This is a genomic window from gamma proteobacterium symbiont of Lampromicra miyakona (genome assembly GCF_059730895.1).
In genome coordinates this window covers 139,450-160,172 of the sequence record NZ_AP035933.1, presented here as the reverse complement: position 1 = coordinate 160,172, position 20,723 = coordinate 139,450, and the positions used below count along the sequence as shown (strand labels likewise).

The following is a 20,723-nucleotide window of genomic DNA, read 5'->3' as shown; positions in this document are numbered from 1 at the left end:
TTGTAGCGAGCACTATAAAATATGAAATCACCTGGTCGTCCCCGCAACTTTGACCCCGAACACGCCGTAGCGGTTGCGCAGGGGTTATTCCATGCCAAAGGTTATGACGCCGTCAGCGTCGTCGATGTCACTGACGCGCTGGGCATCAATCCGCCGAGCTTTTACAGCGCGTTCGGTAACAAGGCCGGATTGTATGCCCGCGTTCTCGATCGCTACGCCACTACCGGCTCGATTCCCCTGGCTGAGATACTGCGCGACGACCGCCCGGTGGCCGAAGCCCTCGATGCATTACTGAAAGCGGCGGCGCTGCATTATGCCCGGGATGAGGTGTGTGCGGGTTGTCTGGTGCTGGAAGGGATTCGCTGTCAGGATCAGCAGGCGCGCGAGGCGGCCAGAGTGTTTCATCGCGCCGCTGAGGACACCATCCGGCGCTATATCGCAGCCCACTACCCACAGGACGCGCAGCGTCTGACCGATTTTGTCAGTACCGTGATGTCCGGACTTTCTGCCAGAGCGCGTCAGGGTCACAGCGTTGAGCAACTGCTGGCCAGCGCGGAGCTGGCGGGTCTGGCGGTGGCTGCAGCGCTGCAGCAATGAGTTGCTCCCAACAGAAGCAGAATGAACCCTCTTTCTCCCGGCAAACGCGCCATTGACAGGCGCCAATAAGATTCACTTGTGTATCTTAACTGGCTGCGCTAGTCTGAAAGAATAAGATTCACTCGTGTATCTTATTTCTTTTTTCCAATATTAATGGCGTGACATCAGGGCGAATGAAAAGTGGAGCGCAGAGATGACACTAATACAGGCCGCATCCGGTAATGAGAAGTTAAATACGCTGCGCCATTTCTTTAACAATCATCATGATAAATTACTTTGTACGGCAAGTGCTGATGGTCAACCTAATGTCGCTTTCATGGGAACACCCCGTCAGTTGCCCGATGGAACCATTGAGTTTGAGATAAGTGACGAGGCGTCAGTTACACTCCGGAACATCCACCAGAATAGATCCGTTGTGTTCATCGCCTGGGAGACGGGTGAAAGGGCACGAGACTACTGCGGAGCCAGGATTCATGCGCAGGTGACAGAAATACACGATAAGGGCGAGAAGCTGGAGAGAATTCGTCAGAATATCCTGCTGAAACATGGTGCGCACAAGGCAGCCGAATTGCGGGCCACAGTCAGTTGTGTGATAACCAGGGTACGACCCATCGTTGATCGAGGTCAGCCCTGGGATCAGCCACCTTTCATTGATTGAACAATTATGACACTCATGAATCAGGGAAAAAAAACCATCGCCACACGACGGCGTGGAGCTCAGCTGGAAGACGCCATCCTGAATGCGGCCTGGGACCTTTTACTGGAACAAGGCTATAACGGCTTTACTTACGAAGCCGTGGCGGCACGCGCTAAAACCAGCAGGCCGGTGCTCCACAGGCGCTGGCCACAGCGCAACGATTTGCTGCTTGCCGCGACGCAAAAAGCCTGGCAAGCACAACTCATTGAGACCCCTGACACGGGCAGCCTGCGTGGCGATGCTCTGGCCCTGCTGCGGCATGCTGATGTCGGTCGCGTGCGCATGTTGACCCTGATGAACCTGCAGATAACGGACTTTTTTCGCGAGACCGGCATCAACTTCAGCCAGTTACGGAAACGGCTAGGGGATGTCAATGAGCCAGGCCCGTGTGAAGTGATCGTCGCGCGCGCTGTGGCACGCAGTGAGTTAACGGATAAGCAATGGTCAACCCGGGTTATTAACCTGCCGCTTGATCTCTATCGCCATGAAGTGTTTATGACCATGCAGCCCGTTTCAGAAGACGTTGTGCTGGAAATCATTGATGATATCTGGCTTCCACTGCTCCGAATGCCTTAACCGCGCGGGTTTACATCAGCATCCGCCACCGACCGCTGGAACATGCGCATAATGCCGCCAAGATGCCAGTGCAGAAGTTCCAGCGCCTGTTCATCCTCGTAATTAGTTAACCGCGCCACGATCGCCTCATGATCGTTTTGCGAACCCTGAAACTCATCCGGCGTGCGCGTCAGGTGATTGAGAAAGGCACGAATGCGGTTGATGCTGGTTTTGTAAAAACCGACCAGCTCGCTATTCTGGCTGGCTTCAATCAGTGCCATATGAAACGCCGCATCGGTTTCGCGGTAGGTCTCCGGCGCGTTTTGTAATGCATCGCGTCCACGCGCCAGCTGTTCGTTCAGGCGCGCGATCAGCGCCTGACGATCATGTTGCAGCGCCAGCTTTAATGCGCCTGACTCCAGAATCTGCCGCATCTCACAGGTTTCGCGCATCTCCCGCTCATTAAACGAAAACACAAAAGTGCCGCGCTGCGGGATAATTTGCACCAGACGCTCCATCTCCAGCTTTTGCAGCGCCGCTCTTACCGGCGTCCGGCTCACGTTAAGCTGGGTGGCAATATCGTTCTCGGAAATTAATGCACCGGGTGCAATCTGGCAGTTCACGATCAGGTCACGAATATGATCGGCCAAAATGCTGCTCAGTGACTGCGGGCGGAGGATGTTTTTCGATGACCAGTCAATGATGAGTTTATCGGCGGGCATAGCGTGGCGAGCGTCCTTTAAACAGCGAGCATTTAGGGGGTCAGAATGACGATGGGCACTGTGTTTTGTAGTATACAAGAGACAGATCCCCCAAACAATAACGGGCCTGTTTGAGGGAGCGTTGGGTTATGAGGTGAACAAGTATGTCTGCTGCTGAATATGCGCTGGATTAAGTGCCATGCCCATGCCGGGTCCCTGCGGTACCGGGATTAACCCGTTTTGCGGCACCAGCGGATCGCGCAGGAAGTACTGATGAATATCGTTCCATTTCACCAGATACTCCTGATAAGGCGTGTGGATCGGCGATTGCGTGGTGCTGAAATGGGCCGTTGCGATGCTGGAATGACCGTGCGGGATTACCTGCAAATCGTACAGGGTGGCGATAGCGGCAATTTTTAGCGTTTCTGAAAGCCCACCGCACCAGTAGATATCGGGCTGAATTACATCCAGCGCCCCGGATTCAAAGAAGCGTTTGAAGCCCCAGCGCGTGTACTCATGTTCGCCTCCCGCCATCGGGATCGACAGTTTATCTTTGAGTCGTTGCATACTGCCGATTCTGTCAGCCATTACGCACTCTTCCAGCCAGCGCGGGCGATACGGCTCGATGCCCTTTGCCAGTTCAAGCAGATACGTCACATCCATCGACTGCCAGCAATCAAACATCAGATCGTAATCATCCCCCACGGCTTCGCGCAGCGTTTTTGCCAGTTCGATGTTTTTCTTCAGCCCTTCTCTGCCGCTCATCGGGCCGTGGCGGAAAAACCATTTTTGTCCGCGATATCCCAGCGCCTTATACTCCAGCGCCCGCTCGTGCACCCGCGCCATATCCTGCACCGCAAAGCCCAGCATCGATGCGTACGCCGGAATTTCTTCCCGTAACGACCCGCCCAGCAGGCGAAACACCGGTTGCTGCATCCATTTGGCACGCAAATCCCACAAGGCACAATCCACCGCGCTGATCGCCAGCATGCCATCGCCCTGACGCCCATGAATCTGCGCCCGGTACATCTGATCCCACAAACGCTCGGTGTCGCGCGGATCCTGACCCAGCAATAACGGCCGCAGCTGGCCATGAATGATTGATGCAACGGCATGCGGCACCGGCCCTGCCAGCCCGTCCACGCCCTCATCAGAAACAATCTCAAGAAACACAGTGGTAATGGCAAAACCGTCTTCCAGCTGAACGCCACCGTCATGATTATTCACGGTACGAAACTGCGCATAGATATCGGTGGGACGCGCGAGACGCTCCTCCCAGAAATCGCCCTCTCCCGGCATCACGCCTTTCACCTGAAGTAACCGGACATCAATAATCTTCATACTACTGCCCCTCACGTTGTTCATTGCTGGCCTGGTAAGCCGGTAAACGCTGACGACGGAAGATGATGCTCAGGGTAATGATCGAGAGCATCGCCATCGCCGCCAGCCAGTAAAATCCGCCGTTATAACTGCCGCTGCGGTCGCGTATCACGCCGATGACCCACGGATTCACCACACTGGCAATACTGCCCAGCGCATTGATCAGGGCGAGGCCGCCCGCCACCACGGATGCCGGGATAAACTGCGCGGGTAATCCCCAAAACACCGGCATCGCGCCGAAAAAGCCAAATGCCGAACAGCACAAAAACATCATTTTCACCAGCGAGTTATCGAACCACGCGACGCATAACAGCCCGACAAAGGAGAAGATCAGCGCCAGATAGTTGGCCAGCAGACGCGACCCGGGACGATCGGCTATACGTCCCAGCACCAGCATGCCGGCCAGACCAAATACGTAAGGGATGATGGTGATGAATCCGGTCTGAACATGACTTAAGCCGGTTTCGCTGATGATCAGCGGCAGGAAGGTGCTCACCGCACCGTTGAGGTTCGCCAGTCCGTAATAGGTGAGGCTGAACAACAACACCAGCGGGCTGAACAGCGCTTTCAGCAGACCGCCGTGGCCGCGCGACGGCAGTTTTTGCCGCTCAGCAGCCAGTGTTGTCACCAGCCAGTGCTGCTCATCTGCGCTGAGGAAGCGGGCATCTTCCGGCCGATCGGGCAACGCAAAGGGGACGATCAATCCCAGCACAATCGCCGGAATGGCCTCCAGCAGAAACATCAGCTGCCAGCCGCGCAGCCCCAGCCATCCGTGCAGTTCTAACAACAGGCTGGAAACCGGTGTGCCGATAATCAGCGCAATCGGAATGCCGGTCATAAACGAGGCGATAATGCGTCCGCGCCACGCCACCGGAAACCACAGGGTGAGATAAAACACGATGCCGGGGAAGAAACCGGCTTCAGCGGCACCCAGCAGCGCGCGCATCACATAGAGGCTGTTTTCACTCCACACAAACATATGCGCACCGGAGATGATGCCCCAGGTCACCATAATGCGGGCGATCCACCAGCGCGCGCCCACCCTTTCCATCAGCAGATTGGAGGGCAGTTCGAGGATGGCGTAAGGCAGGAAAAACAGACCGGCGGCGAGGCCAAAACTGGCGGCGCTGATGCCGAGATCGGCATTCATGGTGAGGGCGGCCACGCCGATATTGGCGCGATCGATCACCGCAATCACGTAGCAGCAATCAGGAGCGGAATCAGTCGCCACGACAGTTTACGGATCACCCGCTTTTCAATTTCAGTATCTGTACTTTGCATGGTCTTTCCCGGTGTTGGTGACATGGATAAAAAATGCACTTGTATACAAGTTCTGTTGTATACATCCGCTGAACACTCTTCAATGGGCTGAGTACGGAAATGAGATATGAAACGTTTCAGCGTGAAGCCGCTGGTAAACGTTTATAAGAGGGGCGAGCCGGGCGAAGATGAGCTAAAAACGTGGTGATTAATCGAAGTGAACAGAGTGCGCTGGCACACTCCGGGCAGGGTTATTTTATGCGAAGCCATTGTATAAACGCGCGCATGGCAGGTGACATGGCTTTACCCGCTATCCAGCAAAGTGAATAACCCGGGAATTCCATCTCCCAGGGTTGCAGAAGGCGACAAAGCTTGCCGGAGGCCAGCAATGCACTGACCCGTTCCGCCGTTAACTGGGCAATACCTGCGCCAGCAATAGCGGCCTGCCGCTGCCTTTCGCGATCGTCTACCACCAGATTTCCGTGCACGGGAATATCAAAAATTTTCCCCTCATTTAAGAACTGCCAGGGCTCTACCCTGCTACTTCCCGGCCAGCGCCAGCCGATGCAATTGTGATTGATCAGATCTTCCGGGACTTCAACCGCACCATGCTTTGCCAGATATGCTGGCGCAGCGACCACAATCTGATGGAGCGGCTTGCCTAATGGAATAGCAACAAATCCCGGTTCCAGCACCTCGCCTAAGCGCAGTGATAAATCATAGCCGCCGCGGCTCAGATCGACCGGCGCATCGCTGGTTGTGATATCCAGCTGCACGTTGGGATAATCAGTAAGAAACCCGGCAATATTGTGATCAAGAAACATTTCAGCACCCGATCGAAAAGCATGAACGCGAATCAGCCCCTTAATATCCTGGCTTCTGGCGTGTGCCTGCTGCAGGGTCTCATGCAGATTAGTCATAATGGGTGCAGTCTGAAGAAACAAGGACTTGCCATCATCGGTAAGATATACCGCCCGGGTGGTCCGGTTCAGCAAACGTTGCCCGAGTTGTGCTTCCAGCGCGGTGATTTGCTGACTGACGGCTGACGCAGATACCCCTAATATTTCCGCAGCGGCTCTGAAATTCAGTTGCTGAGCAACCACGACGAAAGCCCGTAAAGCCAGATACTCCGCGCTGTTAATCATTATTGATGTCCTTTATTAATTGCCACTTAACACACCATTAAGATACAGGAACTTCACGCCTGTAAGTATCTCGTTATAATCACTCAAATCATAATTAATAAATAATATCAGGAGCACTTTATGCTGCAGGAAAACCTTGAATTAGCGCAGAGATTACAAATTATCGAAGACAAACTGGCGATTTATGAATTGATTGCGTCACATCCTCCCAGCGCAGATACTGCAATGGCGGAATATACATTATCGGTTTATCTGGAAAAGAGTGAATTCAATCGCGGTCCTCATCTTGATGGCGCGGAGGGTGCAGAGGCGATAGCCGCCTTTATTTTGCGGCCTGAGCATGAGGAAGCACTGGCTAACGGATTAGCGCATTTTACCGGATTACCCTTGATTGATCTGCGCGGAGACAGCGCGGTAGTCACCTCTTATTTACAGTTAATTTATCTGGATGATAAAGGCGAATCACGCATGCTGGCCAATCACGGCAGCTCTCCTGGGTATCGCATACACCGCGTTGTAGTGAATCGCTGGGAGTTAAAACGCATTGCGGGCCAATGGAAAATTCATCGCAGGACGTTGATTCCGGTGGACGGTAGCGGTTTATCACGCGCATTGCTTTCCCAGGGGCTGAAAGATGTATTCAGCCGACAATCACGATAATTAACGCGACAAGACAGTCATTGAGCCAGACCACGATATGCAGCGACGTCATCAATGACAATCCGCTACGAGACTGGCTGCGCAGGTTGGTGTCCAGCATGGCAACAGTCTGGCTATTCCTTTCAGCCAAATCCTTTGGTGATGTACTTGCCAGTAACGTATGAAATTTATCAAAGTCGACATTCTTATCCTGTAGCAATGCAGCATATTTCCCTATAAATCATCGCCTCACCAAAGAATATCATGTGCAGAATGCTATCAGCTTTAAGCATCAGCATAATGGGTTATTTCAGCCGCTGCGCCTTTTGACAGTCTCATACTCTAACGCTACGCTTAATTGCAAGGATATATGTCGCAAACTTGCGTAAAGATAAAATATTTCCTAAGGTGACCGCCTTTCAGCCTCTTATAGCTTTCATTTCCCTTTGTGAAGTGCCGGCTGCGAAAGCTATAAGATCGCTCCAATTTTACTCATGGGGAGTTTATGAGCACCGGAACGATGACCAATAAACCTGATTTGACCGTTGACGATATTACCGTCATTGACAACAAATTATTGAAACGCGCCGTCAGCGCCGCAGCGCTGGGTAATACCATGGAGTGGTTTGATTTCGGCGTTTATAGTTACCTTGCCGTGATTATCGGCCAGGTATTTTTCCCGGACGCCAGTAATACCGCGCAGCTTATTGCGTCGTTTGGTACTTTTGCGGCCGCGTTTTTAGTGCGCCCGATTGGCGGCATGGTATTTGGTCCACTCGGCGATCGCTTTGGCCGGCAGAAAGTGCTGGCCTTTACAATGATTATGATGTCGATTGGTACCTTCTGTATTGGCCTTATTCCCAGCTATGCCAGTATCGGTATTGCCGCGCCGATCCTGCTGTTGCTGGCGCGTCTGGTGCAGGGCTTTTCCACCGGCGGTGAATATGGCGGTGCCGCCACCTTTATTGCGGAATACTCCACCGACAAACGCCGCGGCTTTATGGGCAGCTTCCTGGAGTTTGGTACGCTGGCCGGTTATCTGCTGGGCGCCAGCCTGGTGACCGGTATGATTGCGCTGCTGCCGCATCAGGCGATGATGGACTGGGGCTGGCGCATACCGTTCTTCCTGGCCGCGCCGCTGGGGCTGTTTGGCCTGTATATCCGCCTGAAGCTGGAAGAGACACCCGCGTTTAAAGAGCACATGGATAAGCGTGAAGAGGCCGAACATAACAAGCCGCAGCTCACGCTGTGGCAAATGCTGCGCACGCAGAGTAAGCCGCTATTGAAGTGTATTGGTCTGGTGCTGCTGTTTAACGTGTCTAATTATATGCTGACCGCCTATATGCCGAGTTATTTAACCGGCATTCTGGGGCTGAGCGAAATATCCGGTCTGCTGCTGGTGATGGTGGTGATGTTTATCATGATGCCGCTGACCTTAATGTGGGGCCATTTCACCGACCGCATCGGCCGTAAACCGGTGATTGGTTTCGGCGCGCTGGGATTATTAGTGCTGGCGATCCCGGCGTTTATGCTGATTGGTTCTGGCAACATGCTATGGGTATTTGCCGGTCTGGCCGTGCTGGGCTTACTGCATACCTGCTTTAGCGGCACCATGCCAGCGACATTACCGGCACTGTTTGTCACCGATATTCGTTACAGCGCGCTGGCTATCGGCTTTAATTTGTCAGTCTCGCTGTTCGGTGGCACCACACCGTTAATTACCGCATGGCTGGTCGACACTACGCACAATACCATGATGCCGGCGTATTACATGATGGGTGCCGGCGTGATTGGTTTGTTAACGGTATTGACACTGAGTGAGACAGCACGTAAGCCACTGAAAGGTTCATCCCCTGCGGTGGCGACTAAAGCCGAGGCGCATAAACTGATTGATAAACTGCGTAAACAGCGCAGCCGTAAAAAACAGCAGCCAGCATAATCCCCGCTGATATTCACATCAGGTGCGCTCAATGCGCACCTTTTTTGTGCCCTGCGTCAGACTTATAGCTCAGATAATCGCCCCGGGCTGCGGTAGAATGACATTCTCTGACTGTTTTTTACTCATTAAGGGTTAATGATGTCATCTGCCGTGTCTCCCGCCGTTAATCAAAAGCGCGTACTGATTGCCGGATCCGTCGGCAATTTTATCGAGTGGTATGAATTCGCCGTGTACGGTTTCATGGCCACGCTGATCGCTAAACATTTCTTTCAGCTGGAAGGAGAAAGCGCCCTCACCAGCCTGATCCTCACCTATGCGGCCTTCGCGGTGGCGTTCTTTTTTCGCCCGTTAGGGGCAGTACTGTTTGGCCGCCTGGGCGATCGCTATGGCCGTAAACCGGTGCTGATCGCGGTGCTGGTATTGATGACGCTGGCCACCGTCGCCATCGGTCTGGTCCCGGTTTATGCCAGCATTGGCGTGGCTGCGCCGCTGCTGATTACACTGCTACGCATTTTGCAGGGACTGTTTGCCGGCGGAGAATACGGTGGTGCGGTCTCGCTGATGACCGAATCGGCGCCGCCCGGCAAGCGCGGATTTTATGGCGCGTGGCAGTCGCTGACGGTGGCGCTCGGACTGCTGGCGGGCGCGGGCGTGGTGGCAGTACTGCCGCTGCTGCTGGGAGACGCCGCCATGAACGCCTGGGGCTGGCGTATTCCCTTCCTGCTGGCGCTGCCGCTCGGCGCAGTGGCGCTGTGGCTGCGTAGCGGACTCGACGAATCACCGCAGTTCAGCCAGACACCGGCGGCACCACAACAGCAGGCGTCGCTGGGTGTCACGCTGCGCGCTATCGGGCTGGGCATTGGCCGGTTAATGGTGTGGTCGGCCGCCGGTTATACCTACCTGGTGATCATGCCTACCTATCTGCAGGCCGCGCTGCATACCGGCTTTAACCAGGCGCTGCTGATTGCGGTGATCTCTAACCTCGGCTTTGCCGCCACCATCCTGCCGGCCGGCATACTCAGCGATCGCTATGGCCGCCGCACATTAATGCTGCTGGCGACGTTTTTGCTGCTGGTGCTGGCTTTCCCGCTGCTGAAAGTGTTGCAGCATCCGGAGAGCGGTATGGCGATCAAAGCGCTGGTGGTGTTTATCGCCGGTGCGCTGGTGGGCATGCTGGCCGGACCGGGACCGGCGATGCTGGCCGAGATGTTCCCGACCCGCGTGCGTTACACCGGGCTGGGGCTGGCCTATTCGCTCTCCAACGCGCTGTTTTCCGGCTGCGCAGGTCTGATCATTACCGGCCTGATGAAGCAAACCGGCAACGCCGACATTCCCGCCTGGTATGTGATGGCCACCGCTGTAGTGAGTTTTGTCGCGCTGCTTTCGCTCAATAAGGACGATCACCGCAGGCCCCTTTAACATCATGCTGCTTCATTCCTGCCCCTCATGCGATGCAGCCTTGCCAGGGTGAGCGCTCGCCCTCACCCGTATTGGCGCCGCCGGTTAGTCTGTTGACAATCAGCCCGATTAATAGTTGTATTATACAACCTTATAACCACTGGGCGTTTGTACCATGACCACTGAATCGTTAGTTAATCAGATACGTTCCGCCTCCCGACTGATGGTACGTGAACTCGGGTTTATGCGCCCGACGCTGGCGGCAACGGACTATTCGCCTTCTGCTGTCCACACGCTGCTGGAGATGGAAACCCAGGGCACAGTGACGGCTGCACAGTTAGTGGACTTGCTCGGTCTGGAAAAATCGAGCGTCAGCCGCATGCTGGCCAGACTGGTGGCGGCTGGTGAAGTGCAGGAAATCGCTGACGGCAGTGATGCCAGGATTAAAAGGCTGAAACTGACTGCGCAGGGGATGGCTACCGTTGCCAGAGTCAATCAGTACGCGGCACAACGGGTGCTGGCCGCGCTGGCCGGGCTTGAACCGGCACAGCAGCGCACGGTAGCGCAGGGACTGAGCGCTTATGCTGACTCCCTGCGCCGCTGTCGGACCGGCACGCAGCCCCTTCCCTCAGGTGCCATCGACATCGTCAGCGGTTACCGGCCCGGGATGATCGGCCGCATCGCCGAAATGCACGGCCGTTACTATGCCCGGCATCATCAGTTTGGTCACTATTTTGAAGGCAAAGTCGCCAGCGGGCTGGCAGAGTTTGCCGGACGGCTGGGAAGTGAGCGCAATCAAATCTGGCTGGCAGTGCATAACGATAATATTGTCGGTTCAGTGGCGATTGACGGAGAGGATCTTGGCAATAATCAGGCCCATCTGCGCTGGTTTATTCTTGACGAGACGTGTCGCGGTAGCGGCATCGGGCGACGCTTGCTTCATGAGGCTGTGGCGTTCTGCGATCGTCAGCGCTTTAGCGCAACGCAACTGTGGACCTTCAGTGGGCTGGATGCGGCCAGACGACTCTACGAGCAGGCAGGCTTCACCCTGACGCGCGAGTGGCAGGGCGATCAGTGGGGCAAAATCATGACTGAACAGCACTTCACGCGATGATGGCCGGGAAAGATTATCAACGGCTGATGCACTGCCGTTTCACCACCGCGTCAGGCCAGAGAAATAGCCGGATTAATGCGGAAAAACAGGTTTGAATATGAATTTCGGGTTAAGTAATAAATGGCATTAAATAAACGCAAGCTGGATTTTAAAATTATCCGGCAAAAAACCTCAGCAGTCTGCAATAACAAAACCCCGGCACATCAGTGTACCGGGGATAACCAACACTACCAGTTAAATTTATTACTATCTTCCCACTCTTTGACTTCTTTCTCTGCTTGATCTTTACCGTAGCCGTAGCGCTCCTGAATGCGGCCGACTAATTGATCGCGTTTCCCTTCGGCTACGTCTAAATCGTCATCTGTAAGCTGGCCCCATTTCTCTTTCACTTTTCCTTTGAACTGCTTCCAGTTTCCGCTGATACGATCTTCGTTCATCAGTGTTCTCCTCATTTAGGTGACAGTGCCGCCTGGCATTATTTCGCGCATCGGTTAACTGCGCAGAGATAAGCGTAGCCTATGACTGAGATTAAAAGGTGCTTAAGCGAACAAAACGGAAAATTTACGTAACGGTACTGTTTAAAGCGCAGCGGGAATTAAATCTGAAAATATAGGCTATGATTTTTCAGGGTACTCAGTGATTTATCTGCGTACCCGTTTGCTACCAGGGCATTTAGTCTTTTGTATTCAGAGAGTAAATGGTTTTAAGGAACGCGAATCGCTTGATGTCGTCCATTCCCCGTGCGGGGCTTAACGAGGCAATAGAATGGAATCCACAACGTTGGAAAAATCCTGGGGTGCTGAAATCCTTGCTGACGGCAGCGTGCGGTTTCGCCTTTGGGCACCCGGTCAGCAGCAAATTACCCTTCACGCCGATGGCCAGCAGCATGCCATGCAGCGGCAGCAGGATGGCTGGTTCAGCCTGACGCTGCGCGGGCCTGGTCACGGCAGCGAATATCACTACGAGCTGGCCGATGGCAGCACGGTGCCCGATCCGGCCGCGCGGGCACAACGCGCCGATGTCAACGGCCCTTCTCTGGTTATCGACCCTCACCATTACGACTGGCAGCAGCGTGACTGGCAGGGACGGCCCTGGCATGAAACGGTGGTCTACGAGCTGCACATCGGCACCTTTACCGCCGAAGGCACCTTCCGCGCGGCTATCGCAAAACTCCCTGCGCTGGCCGACCTCGGTATCACCATGATCGAAGTACTGCCGGTATCGCAGTTTGGTGGCACGCGCGGCTGGGGCTATGACGGCGTTCTGCTGTATGCGCCGCACTCGGCGTATGGCTCACCGGATGATTTCAAAGCCTTCGTCGATGCCGCGCACGCGCTGGGATTGTCGGTGGTGCTGGATATTGTGCTCAACCACTTTGGCCCGGAAGGCAATTACCTGCCGCTGCTGGCACCGGCCTTTTTCCATGAGGAGCGTATGACGCCGTGGGGCGCCGGGATTGCGTACGATGTGGACGCCGCGCGGCGTTATATCGTCGAAGCGCCGCTCTACTGGCTGAAAGAGTTTAACCTCGACGGCCTGCGCTTCGATGCCATCGACCAGATTGAGGATACGTCCAGCAAGCATGTGCTGATTGAGATTGCTGAACGCATTCGCAGCGAAATCCACTCTCGCCCGATCCATCTCACCACCGAAGACAGCCGCAACGTGATCTTCCTGCATCCGCGCGATGCGGACGGTGACGCGCCACTGTTCAGCGGTGAATGGAACGACGATTTTCATAATGCCATTCACGTCTTTGCCACCGGCGAGACGCACGCGTATTACCAGGATTTCGCCAACGTACCGGAGAAATCAATCGCGCGCATTCTCACCGAGGGCTTTGCTTATCAGGGCGAGCTGTCACCACAGAGCGGCCAGCGGCGCGGCGTACCCAGCGCAGGCCAGCCGCCGGTGGCGTTTGTCGACTTCATCCAGAACCACGATCAGGTGGGCAACCGCGCCCAGGGCGAACGCCTGATTAGCCTGGCCGGTGCCGATCGCACCAAAGTGCTGCTCGCCACCCTGCTGTTGTCACCGCACATTCCGCTGCTGTTTATGGGCGAAGAGTACGGTGAAACCAACCCGTTCCTGTTCTTCACCGATTTCCACGGCGATCTGGCGAAAGCGGTGCGCGAAGGACGGGCGCGCGAATTTACCGGTCACGCCGGTCATGACGAGACGGTGCCGGATCCCAACGCTGAAGAGACCTTCACGCGGTCGAAACTGGACTGGCGCAAAGTGGAAAATCCCGCAGGCCAGGCGTGGCTGACGCTCACGCGCCAGCTACTGGCGTTGCGCCAGCAGCACATCGTGCCGCTGCTGCCGGATGCACGCCAGCACAACGGCCAGGTGCTGCGCACCGCACCGGGCTTTGTCGCCGTTAGCTGGCAGTTCCCGCAGGGCCAGCTGTCACTGGCGCTGAATATTGGACAGCAGAGCCAGCCGCTGCCCGCGATGCCCGGCGAGACGCTCTTTGCGTGGCCACAGGAAAGCGGCGAACTGCCGCAGCACTCTGTCATCGTGCGTCTGGCAAAAGGAGCAGCGCAATGAGCATTCCAACCGCGACTTACCGCATCCAGTTCCGTAACGGCATGACCTTTGACCGCGCAGCGCAGCTGGTGCCCTATCTGCAGCAACTGGGCATCAGCCATCTCTATGCCTCGCCGATCTTTACCGCCACGCGCGACTCGACGCACGGCTATGACGTCACCGATGCCAATGAGATTGACCCGGCGATTGGCGGGCGCGCCGGTTTTGACCGCCTCAGCGCGGCGCTGCAGCAGGCCGGGATTGGCCTGATCCTCGATATTGTGCCTAACCACATGGCGGCGTCGCTGGAAAATGCCTGGTGGCGCGATGTGATTGAACACGGGGAAGCCAGCCGCTACGCGCGCTACTTTGATATCGACTGGTCGCGCAGGCTGACGCTGCCGTTCCTTGGCGATGATTTTGACCGCGTGCTGGCCAATGATGAACTCAGTATCAAGGCCGATCCGCACAGCGGCAATCCGGCGCTGGTCTATTACGACAGTTACTACCCGCTGACGCCCGCCAGCTGGCAGCAGCGTAAAGACGAGGTGCTGGCGCTGCGCGATCGCGCGGCCATCGCGGAACTGCATGCGCAACAGCCGTGGCAGCTAATGAACTGGCGTGAGGCGCGCAGCGCGCTCTCCTACCGCCGCTTCTTTGAAATTACCGGGCTGGTCGGCGTGCGCGTCGAAGATGAAGAGGTGTTCGCGGCTTCGCATCGCCTGATTCTTGAACTGGTACACAGCGGTGTGGTGAGCGGGCTGCGCGTCGATCATGTTGACGGGCTGGCCGATCCGCTCGGCTATCTGCAACAGCTGCGTCAGGCCGTGGGCGACGCGTGTTATATCACGGTGGAGAAGATTCTCGCAGACGGTGAGCAGCTGCCCGCCGACTGGCCGGTGTCCGGCACCACCGGTTACGAGTTTATCGCCGCGCTGTCGCACGCGCTGATTGATGATAATCAGATCGATATGCTGCATCTGGCCTATGAAGCGGTGTCTGCCGAGCGTAACGACGTCGCCGCTGGCCTGCGTGCGGCACGTGAACTGATGGTCGATCGCAACTTTGCCGGGGAATTCAGCCGCCTGCTGGCGCTGGCTACCGAGGCAGCCGATCTGGTGCATCGCAACTTCAGTGAGGCTGAGCTGCACGTGGCGCTGCGCGAACTGCTGATCGCCTTCCCGGTGTATCGCACCTACGGCCGGAAAGCCGGTATGCCGCTGGAAGGCGAAGCGTTGCTGTTACAGGTGCTGGAGCAGGTTAAACATAGCGCCTCGCCTGCGGCGCTGAGCTTTTTGCAGGCATTACTGCTGGGGGCGATCACTGAACAGGGCGAGCAGGATGCGGCGGAATTCCGCGCCCGCTTCCAGCAGCTGACCGGCCCGCTGATGGCGAAATCGGTCGAAGACACGCTGTTTTTCCGCAATCACGTGGCGCTGGCGATCAACGAAGTGGGTGCCGAACCGCTGCCGCACGCGTTTTCGCTTGAACGCTTTCATCGCGAAATGCAAATCCGCCTGCAGCACCAGCCGGATGGCCTGTCGGGTACCTCCACGCACGATACCAAACGCGGCGAGGATGCACGCGCGCGGCTGTATACCCTGAGTGAAGCGCCGGCGCTGTGGGCGGAGAATGTGACGCGCTGGCGCCAGATGAATCAGCCGCACGTGGTCGCGCTGGCGGACGGCCCGGCGCCCGAACCGCCGGTAGAGTGGATGCTGTATCAGGCGCTGGCGGGCGTCTGGCCCACCACGCTGCAGCCGGAGGACACGGCGGCACTGGACGCGCTGCGCGATCGCTTTTTGCCGTTTGTGGAAAAAGCCCTGCGCGAAGCGAAGTTACGCACCGACTGGGCGGACAGCAACGAAGCTTATGAAAATGCCGTGCTGGAGTATGCCCGCCAGCTGCTGTCACCCACCAATCCGGCGTTCCTGCAGGACTTCAGCCACGCAGTGCAGCCGTTCATCCGGGCCGGACTGGTTAACAGCCTGAGCCAGACGGTGATCAAACTGACCGCGCCGGGCGTGCCGGATATCTATCAGGGCTGCGAAGCGCTGGATTTCAGCCTGGTCGATCCGGATAACCGACGCGAGCCGGATTTCGCTCAGTTGACGGCGCAGCTGGATGTCCACGCCGCGCCGGACTTCGCCAGCCAGCAGGACTGGCTGAGCGGCCGGCTGAAGCAGCAGATGGTCGCGCGCCTGCTGCATCTGCGCCGCGACCATGCGCAGCTGTTCCGCTTTGGTGATTATCAACCGCTCAGTGCATCGGGCGAACATGCGGAAAAAGTGATCGCCTTTGCCCGTCAGGACAGCGACTACGCGCTGCTGGTGATCACGCCACGGCTGATTTTCAATGGTGCACAGTGGAGTCATACCCGACTGGCACTGCCGGAATCGCTGGCGCATCGCCACTATCGCAATGTGCTGACCGGTGAAACCGTAGTGATTAATGATGATATTACGCTGGACAATGTGAGCTATAGCGCGCCGCTGGTGCTGATTAGCCAGTAGCGTCCCCGATAAACCTGTTGTTTTACATGACTATCTATTCACTGGATGGAGAGGATTGAATGTCTAACGGTAAACCTATGGAAATCACCGCCGGATCGGGGCACCAGCTCGGCGCCAATTATGATGGCGCAGGCGTCAACTTTGCGCTGTTCTCAGCACACGCGGAACGGGTCGAACTCTGTCTGTACGATGAGAGCGGCCAGCATGAAATTGCCCGCTTCGATCTGCCGGAATATACCCACGAAATCTGGCACGGCTACGTGCCCGGGCTGAAACCCGGCGCGCTGTATGGTTATCGCGTTCACGGACCGTTCGATCCGGAAAACGGTCACCGTTTTAACCCGAGCAAATTACTGATTGATCCCTACGCCCGCGAGCTGCAGGGCAACATCGACTGGAATGAAGCGCACTTCGCTTACGATTTATTGCACGAAGATAAAGATCTGACGCTGGATACCCGTGACAGCGCGCCGTTTACCCCCAAGTGTCGGGTAATTGATACCAATGAGTTTGACTGGCAGGACCATAACCGCCCCAGCATTCCGTGGTCCAGCACGGTGATTTATGAAACCCACGTCAAAGGTTTCACCCAGCTTAATCCGGCCATTCCGGCAGAGATGCGCGGCACCTATGACGGCATGAGCCACAAATCTACCGTCGATTACATCAAAAGCCTTGGCGTGACCTCAGTGGAATTGCTGCCGGTGCACTGGTTCCCGGACGATCAGCATCTGCTGGATCGCGGACTGAAAAACTTCTGGGGCTACAACTCGCTGGCCTTTTTCGCGCCTGCCAGCCGCTATTTTGGCCCGCGCGGTATTCAGGGGTTTCGCGACATGGTGCGCGCTTTCCACGATGCCGGCATCGAAGTGATTCTCGACGTGGTGTATAACCACACCGCGGAAGGCAACGAACTGGGGCCGACGCTGTCGTTTAAAGGGATTGATAACTTCTCCTACTACCGCACGCTGCCGGATCAGCACCGTTATTACATCAACGATACCGGCACTGGCAACACGGTGAATACCTCCCATCCGCGCGTGCTGCAGCTGGTGACGGATTCGCTGCGCTACTGGGCAGAATCGATGCATATCGACGGTTTTCGCTTCGACCTCGGCACTATTCTCGGCCGCGAGCCGGAAGGGTTCGATCAGCGCGGCGGCTTCTTTGATGCCATGACGCAGGATCCGGTGTTGTCAAAGCTGAAGCTGATCGGCGAACCCTGGGACATCGGCCCTGGTGGCTATCAGGTGGGTGGTTTCCCGCCCGGCTGGGCTGAGTGGAACGACAAATATCGCGACACGGTGCGTGAGTACTGGAAAGGCGACAACGTCTCAACCGACTTTGCCGCGCGCCTGCTTGGTTCCGGCGATCTGTACGATCAACGCGGCCGCCGCCCGTGGGCCAGCGTCAATTTTATCACCGCGCACGATGGCTTTACGCTGAACGATCTGGTCTCGTACAACGACAAGCACAACGATGCCAACGGGGAAGATAACAACGACGGCCATAACGACAACCGTTCATACAACTACGGTGCCGAAGGCCCCACCGACGACGAAGGCATCAACGCGGTGCGCGAGCGGCAGAAGCGTAACTTCCTCGCCACGCTGTTTTTCTCTCACGGCACACCGATGCTGCTGGCGGGCGATGAGTTTGGCCGCAGCCAGATGGGCAACAACAACGGCTATTGCCAGGACAGCGAGATTTCCTGGCTGCACTGGGAAGATCTGCCGGCTTCCGCTGATGCGTTACGCGATTTCACCCGTCAAATCATCGCACTGCGCGCGCAGCAGCCGCTGCTGCGACGTGAAAGCTGGCGCGACGGCATGGAGATCAAATGGTTCAACGCCGGCGGCGGTTTTCAGCAGGCGGAACAGTGGGACGAGGGCTCGACGCTCGGCGTGTACATTGGGCGTCCGGATCTGCAAACCGAAGAAGGTATCTGGCACGATGTGCTGATGCTGTTCAATCCGTTTGAAGGCAATGTGCCGTTCCGCATCCCGCAGTTTGGCGAAGGCGGCTGGGTGCTGGAGCTGACCACCTCCGACAGCGCCAGTAAGGGATTGGTAATTACCAAAGAGAAGGATTTCGAGCTGGAGGGCCGCAGCCTGGCGCTGTTCCGCCGGCCGTGAATTAAGCGCGGGGTGCCGGTTTCCAGGTGCGCATGAATGCGCACGCTACGGAAACAACGGGACATGCACTCCCGGTTTCCAGGTGCGCATGAATGCGCACCCTACAGAAACAACGGGACATGCACTCCCGGTTTCCAGGTGCGCATGAATGCGCACCCTGCGGAAACAATGGGGCATGCACTCCCCGTTTCCAGGTGCGCATGAATGCGCACCCTGCGGAAACAACGGGACATGCACTCCCCGTTTCCAGGTGCGCATGAATGCGCACCCTACGGAAATAACGGGACATGCACTGTAGGGTCGCCGTTCACGGCGACCGGCTCCACGGTTAACCCGCCAGACTCTTCTGCTACCCGGCGCTAAAATTTCATTAACTAAAAACCACAATCTGCCGATGTTCTTTAATCTGCCCTTGTACCCGCCGCGTCAGGCGTCGGGGTGCGTTTAGATTAAGGATAATAAGATGAACATCTCCCAACGATTATTACTGACCTTTTCCATGCTGTTTGGCGCCATCATTCTGCAAGCCGTGCTCGCCATCTCACTGCTTTCCGGCTTCCAGGAGCGCTTTGAATATGTGCAAACCAACGCCATCCCCTCGATCAAAGACCTCAACACGTTAATTGATCGCAGCAATCAGCTGGCGCTGACGCTTTACAAACATCAGACTCAGCTGCAGGACAGCAATATGCCTGCGGTTGAAGCGGACATTGATAAACAGATCGGCGGCCTGAAATCGCTCACCGATTACTACCTGACTCACAACCTCTCCAGTGACGAAGATAAACGCCTGACCGAGCTGGCCTTTGCCAATATTCAGCGCGTGAGCGAGCGGCTGCCGGCGTTTCTCACTGCCTCGCGCGCGCATCAGAACGCCATCAGCCTTGATCTGATCGAGGGGCAGAACGGCATTGGTGCCGCCATTCGCCAGCTGGTCACCAATTATCAGCAGCAGCTGATGCTAAATATTTCTATCGGCGATGAGTTACGCGCCACCAACCTCAGCACCTTCCATGAAGTGCTGTGGACCACCATTACCGGCGTGATAGCCACAGTGATTATTTTTGGCCTGTTCGCCCTGTTCACCGTGCTGCGCATTCGTCGCAGCCTGTCCGATGTCGGCAAAGTCATGATGCGCGCCAGCGAAAATCTCGACCTGACGCTGAGCGCCGACGAAAGCCGTCGCGATGAGGTGGGCACCATGGCGCACTCTTTCAATCAGCTGATGCGCAGCGTCGCCAGTTCGTTAAGCGCCGTGCGCAGCGCGTCGCATTCGGTGAGCAGCGCATCGGTGCAAATCGCCGCCGGCAATGAAGACCTCTCTGCGCGTACCGAGCAGCAGGCTGCTTCGCTGGAGCAGACCGCGGCCAGCATGACTGAACTGAGTGAAACCGTACGTCAGACCGCCGATAACACGCGCCAGGCCAGCCAGCTGGCGGCTAACGCCAGTGCGCTGTCGGAAAAAAGTGGTACCTCGCTCACTACGATGCTGTCGACCATGGATGACATTCGTGGCAGCTCGCGCAAGGTCACGGACATTGTTTCGATGATCGAAGGTATCGCTTTCCAGACCAATATTCTGGCGCTCAACGCCGCAGTCGAAGCCGCACGCGCCGGTGAGCACGGCAAGGGCTTTGCGGTGGTGGCGGGTGAAGTACGCAGCCTGTCGCAGCGCTCAACTTCGGCCGCGCGCGAAATCAAAGGGCTAATTGAAGAGTCGCATCGACTGACTGAAGCCGGAGCCGCCCAGGCAAGCGACGTCAGCAGCAACATGCAGGTGATGAATGACGCTATCCATCAGGTCAGCGAACTGATGAGCGAAATCGCCGCGGCCGCGGTTGAGCAGAGTCAGGGCATCAGCCAGGTGCAGCAGGCGGTGAATCAGATGGATGATGTAACGCAGCAGAACGCCGCGCTGGTGGAACAGGCCTCAGCCGCGTCGCAATCGCTGCAGGAGCAGGCCGAAACCCTCAACCAGCTGGTCGCCAGATTCGTGCTGGCGGAATCCGGCGCAACGCCGGCGATCAGGCCTGCGGCAGTCAGCCACAAAGCGCCACAGCCTGCGCGCCTGGCAGTGGCCAGCGATGCCGACTGGCAGAGTTTCTAATTCCCTCCTCCTCC

At 56.6% G+C, this 20,723-nt stretch carries 17 protein-coding genes; 11 read left to right on the top strand and 6 right to left on the bottom strand.

The annotated features are described in order from the left end of the window. Positions 1-21: 21 nt before the first annotated feature. The 3 genes from AC6I8P_RS20270 (at position 22) to AC6I8P_RS20260 (ending at position 1,870) form a co-directional block, all read left to right on the top strand. Positions 22-597, top strand: coding sequence for a TetR/AcrR family transcriptional regulator (locus tag AC6I8P_RS20270; RefSeq protein ID WP_238562257.1), 576 nt, complete (start codon positions 22-24; stop codon positions 595-597). Positions 598-790: 193 nt separating this feature from the next. Then, on the top strand, positions 791-1,255 hold the full coding sequence (locus AC6I8P_RS20265; protein WP_058770508.1) for a pyridoxamine 5'-phosphate oxidase family protein: 465 nt from the start codon (positions 791-793) through the stop codon (positions 1,253-1,255). 6 nt (positions 1,256-1,261) lie between these two features. Beyond that, positions 1,262-1,870, top strand: coding sequence for a TetR/AcrR family transcriptional regulator (locus AC6I8P_RS20260; protein WP_081316064.1), 609 nt, complete (start codon positions 1,262-1,264; stop codon positions 1,868-1,870). On the opposite strand, the gene AC6I8P_RS20255 is transcribed toward AC6I8P_RS20260, so the two are convergent. The 4 genes from AC6I8P_RS20255 to AC6I8P_RS20240 form a co-directional block, all read right to left on the bottom strand. Next, complete coding sequence (locus AC6I8P_RS20255) at positions 1,867-2,649, bottom strand: GntR family transcriptional regulator (RefSeq protein ID WP_498031290.1); 783 nt, start codon at positions 2,647-2,649, stop codon at positions 1,867-1,869. The two genes, AC6I8P_RS20260 and AC6I8P_RS20255, sit on opposite strands and share 4 nt — an antisense overlap. Positions 2,650-2,697: 48 nt before the next feature. After that, positions 2,698-3,891, bottom strand: a complete 1,194-nt coding sequence (locus AC6I8P_RS20250; protein ID WP_058781387.1) for an enolase C-terminal domain-like protein — start codon at positions 3,889-3,891, stop codon at positions 2,698-2,700. A 1-nt stretch (position 3,892) separates the two neighbouring features. Beyond that, positions 3,893-5,161 carry an MFS transporter gene (locus tag AC6I8P_RS20245; protein WP_498031289.1) on the bottom strand — a complete coding sequence of 423 codons (1,269 nt, stop codon included), beginning with the start codon at positions 5,159-5,161 and terminating at the stop codon, positions 3,893-3,895. A 280-nt stretch (positions 5,162-5,441) separates the two neighbouring features. Next, entirely contained in the window at positions 5,442-6,335 is an 894-nt protein-coding gene (locus tag AC6I8P_RS20240; RefSeq protein WP_262264767.1) for a LysR family transcriptional regulator, read from the bottom strand. A gap of 120 nt (positions 6,336-6,455) precedes the next feature. Here AC6I8P_RS20240 and AC6I8P_RS20235 point away from each other — a divergent pair, with 120 nt between their 5' ends. Continuing rightward, positions 6,456-6,995: a nuclear transport factor 2 family protein gene (locus AC6I8P_RS20235; RefSeq protein ID WP_104187173.1), complete on the top strand. Its 540-nt coding sequence runs from the start codon at positions 6,456-6,458 to the stop codon at positions 6,993-6,995. Here the strand turns inward: AC6I8P_RS20235 and AC6I8P_RS20230 are convergent. Then, entirely contained in the window at positions 6,976-7,194 is a 219-nt protein-coding gene (locus tag AC6I8P_RS20230; RefSeq protein WP_498031288.1) for a hypothetical protein, read from the bottom strand. The genes AC6I8P_RS20235 and AC6I8P_RS20230 overlap by 20 nt on opposite strands. 285 nt (positions 7,195-7,479) lie before the next feature. Between AC6I8P_RS20230 and proP the strand changes: the two genes are divergently transcribed. The 3 genes from proP (at position 7,480) to AC6I8P_RS20215 (ending at position 11,425) form a co-directional block, all read left to right on the top strand. Next, the gene (proP, locus tag AC6I8P_RS20225; RefSeq protein WP_031280122.1) at positions 7,480-8,913 is read left to right on the top strand and encodes a glycine betaine/L-proline transporter ProP; all 1,434 of its coding nucleotides are present in this window, start codon (positions 7,480-7,482) and stop codon (positions 8,911-8,913) included. A 138-nt stretch (positions 8,914-9,051) separates the two neighbouring features. Beyond that, positions 9,052-10,332: an MFS transporter gene (locus tag AC6I8P_RS20220; RefSeq protein ID WP_376738782.1), complete on the top strand. Its 1,281-nt coding sequence runs from the start codon at positions 9,052-9,054 to the stop codon at positions 10,330-10,332. A gap of 154 nt (positions 10,333-10,486) precedes the next feature. Next, positions 10,487-11,425 carry a bifunctional helix-turn-helix transcriptional regulator/GNAT family N-acetyltransferase gene (locus AC6I8P_RS20215; protein WP_104187170.1) on the top strand — a complete coding sequence of 313 codons (939 nt, stop codon included), beginning with the start codon at positions 10,487-10,489 and terminating at the stop codon, positions 11,423-11,425. Between the two features lie 227 nt (positions 11,426-11,652). On the opposite strand, the gene AC6I8P_RS20210 is transcribed toward AC6I8P_RS20215, so the two are convergent. Next, complete coding sequence (locus tag AC6I8P_RS20210; protein ID WP_021509571.1) at positions 11,653-11,862, bottom strand: CsbD family protein; 210 nt, start codon at positions 11,860-11,862, stop codon at positions 11,653-11,655. A gap of 328 nt (positions 11,863-12,190) precedes the next feature. Between AC6I8P_RS20210 and treZ the strand changes: the two genes are divergently transcribed. The 4 genes from treZ to AC6I8P_RS20190 all read left to right on the top strand — a co-directional run bounded on the left by treZ (position 12,191) and on the right by AC6I8P_RS20190 (position 20,709). Then, a complete protein-coding gene (gene treZ, locus AC6I8P_RS20205; RefSeq protein WP_346303144.1) occupies positions 12,191-13,975 on the top strand; it encodes a malto-oligosyltrehalose trehalohydrolase in 1,785 nt (594 codons plus the stop codon). After that, positions 13,972-16,467: a malto-oligosyltrehalose synthase gene (gene treY, locus AC6I8P_RS20200; protein WP_498031287.1), complete on the top strand. Its 2,496-nt coding sequence runs from the start codon at positions 13,972-13,974 to the stop codon at positions 16,465-16,467. The genes treZ and treY overlap by 4 nt, the downstream gene beginning before the upstream one ends. A gap of 59 nt (positions 16,468-16,526) precedes the next feature. Then, a complete protein-coding gene (gene glgX / locus AC6I8P_RS20195) occupies positions 16,527-18,602 on the top strand; it encodes a glycogen debranching protein GlgX (protein WP_021509574.1) in 2,076 nt (691 codons plus the stop codon). A gap of 463 nt (positions 18,603-19,065) precedes the next feature. Continuing rightward, positions 19,066-20,709, top strand: coding sequence for a methyl-accepting chemotaxis protein (locus tag AC6I8P_RS20190; RefSeq protein WP_275029804.1), 1,644 nt, complete (start codon positions 19,066-19,068; stop codon positions 20,707-20,709). Positions 20,710-20,723: the final 14 nt, after the last annotated feature.

Coding starts and splice junctions, on each gene's coding strand:
- AC6I8P_RS20270 (WP_238562257.1), top strand. CDS start 22: ATGAAATCACCTGGTCGTCCCCGCAACTTTGACCCCGAACACGCCGTA.
- AC6I8P_RS20265 (WP_058770508.1), top strand. CDS start 791: ATGACACTAATACAGGCCGCATCCGGTAATGAGAAGTTAAATACGCTG.
- AC6I8P_RS20260 (WP_081316064.1), top strand. CDS start 1,262: ATGACACTCATGAATCAGGGAAAAAAAACCATCGCCACACGACGGCGT.
- AC6I8P_RS20250 (WP_058781387.1), bottom strand. CDS start 3,891: ATGAAGATTATTGATGTCCGGTTACTTCAGGTGAAAGGCGTGATGCCG.
- AC6I8P_RS20240 (WP_262264767.1), bottom strand. CDS start 6,335: ATGATTAACAGCGCGGAGTATCTGGCTTTACGGGCTTTCGTCGTGGTT.
- AC6I8P_RS20235 (WP_104187173.1), top strand. CDS start 6,456: ATGCTGCAGGAAAACCTTGAATTAGCGCAGAGATTACAAATTATCGAA.
- proP (WP_031280122.1), top strand. CDS start 7,480: ATGAGCACCGGAACGATGACCAATAAACCTGATTTGACCGTTGACGAT.
- AC6I8P_RS20220 (WP_376738782.1), top strand. CDS start 9,052: ATGTCATCTGCCGTGTCTCCCGCCGTTAATCAAAAGCGCGTACTGATT.
- AC6I8P_RS20215 (WP_104187170.1), top strand. CDS start 10,487: ATGACCACTGAATCGTTAGTTAATCAGATACGTTCCGCCTCCCGACTG.
- AC6I8P_RS20210 (WP_021509571.1), bottom strand. CDS start 11,862: ATGAACGAAGATCGTATCAGCGGAAACTGGAAGCAGTTCAAAGGAAAA.
- treZ (WP_346303144.1), top strand. CDS start 12,191: ATGGAATCCACAACGTTGGAAAAATCCTGGGGTGCTGAAATCCTTGCT.
- treY (WP_498031287.1), top strand. CDS start 13,972: ATGAGCATTCCAACCGCGACTTACCGCATCCAGTTCCGTAACGGCATG.
- glgX (WP_021509574.1), top strand. CDS start 16,527: ATGTCTAACGGTAAACCTATGGAAATCACCGCCGGATCGGGGCACCAG.
- AC6I8P_RS20190 (WP_275029804.1), top strand. CDS start 19,066: ATGAACATCTCCCAACGATTATTACTGACCTTTTCCATGCTGTTTGGC.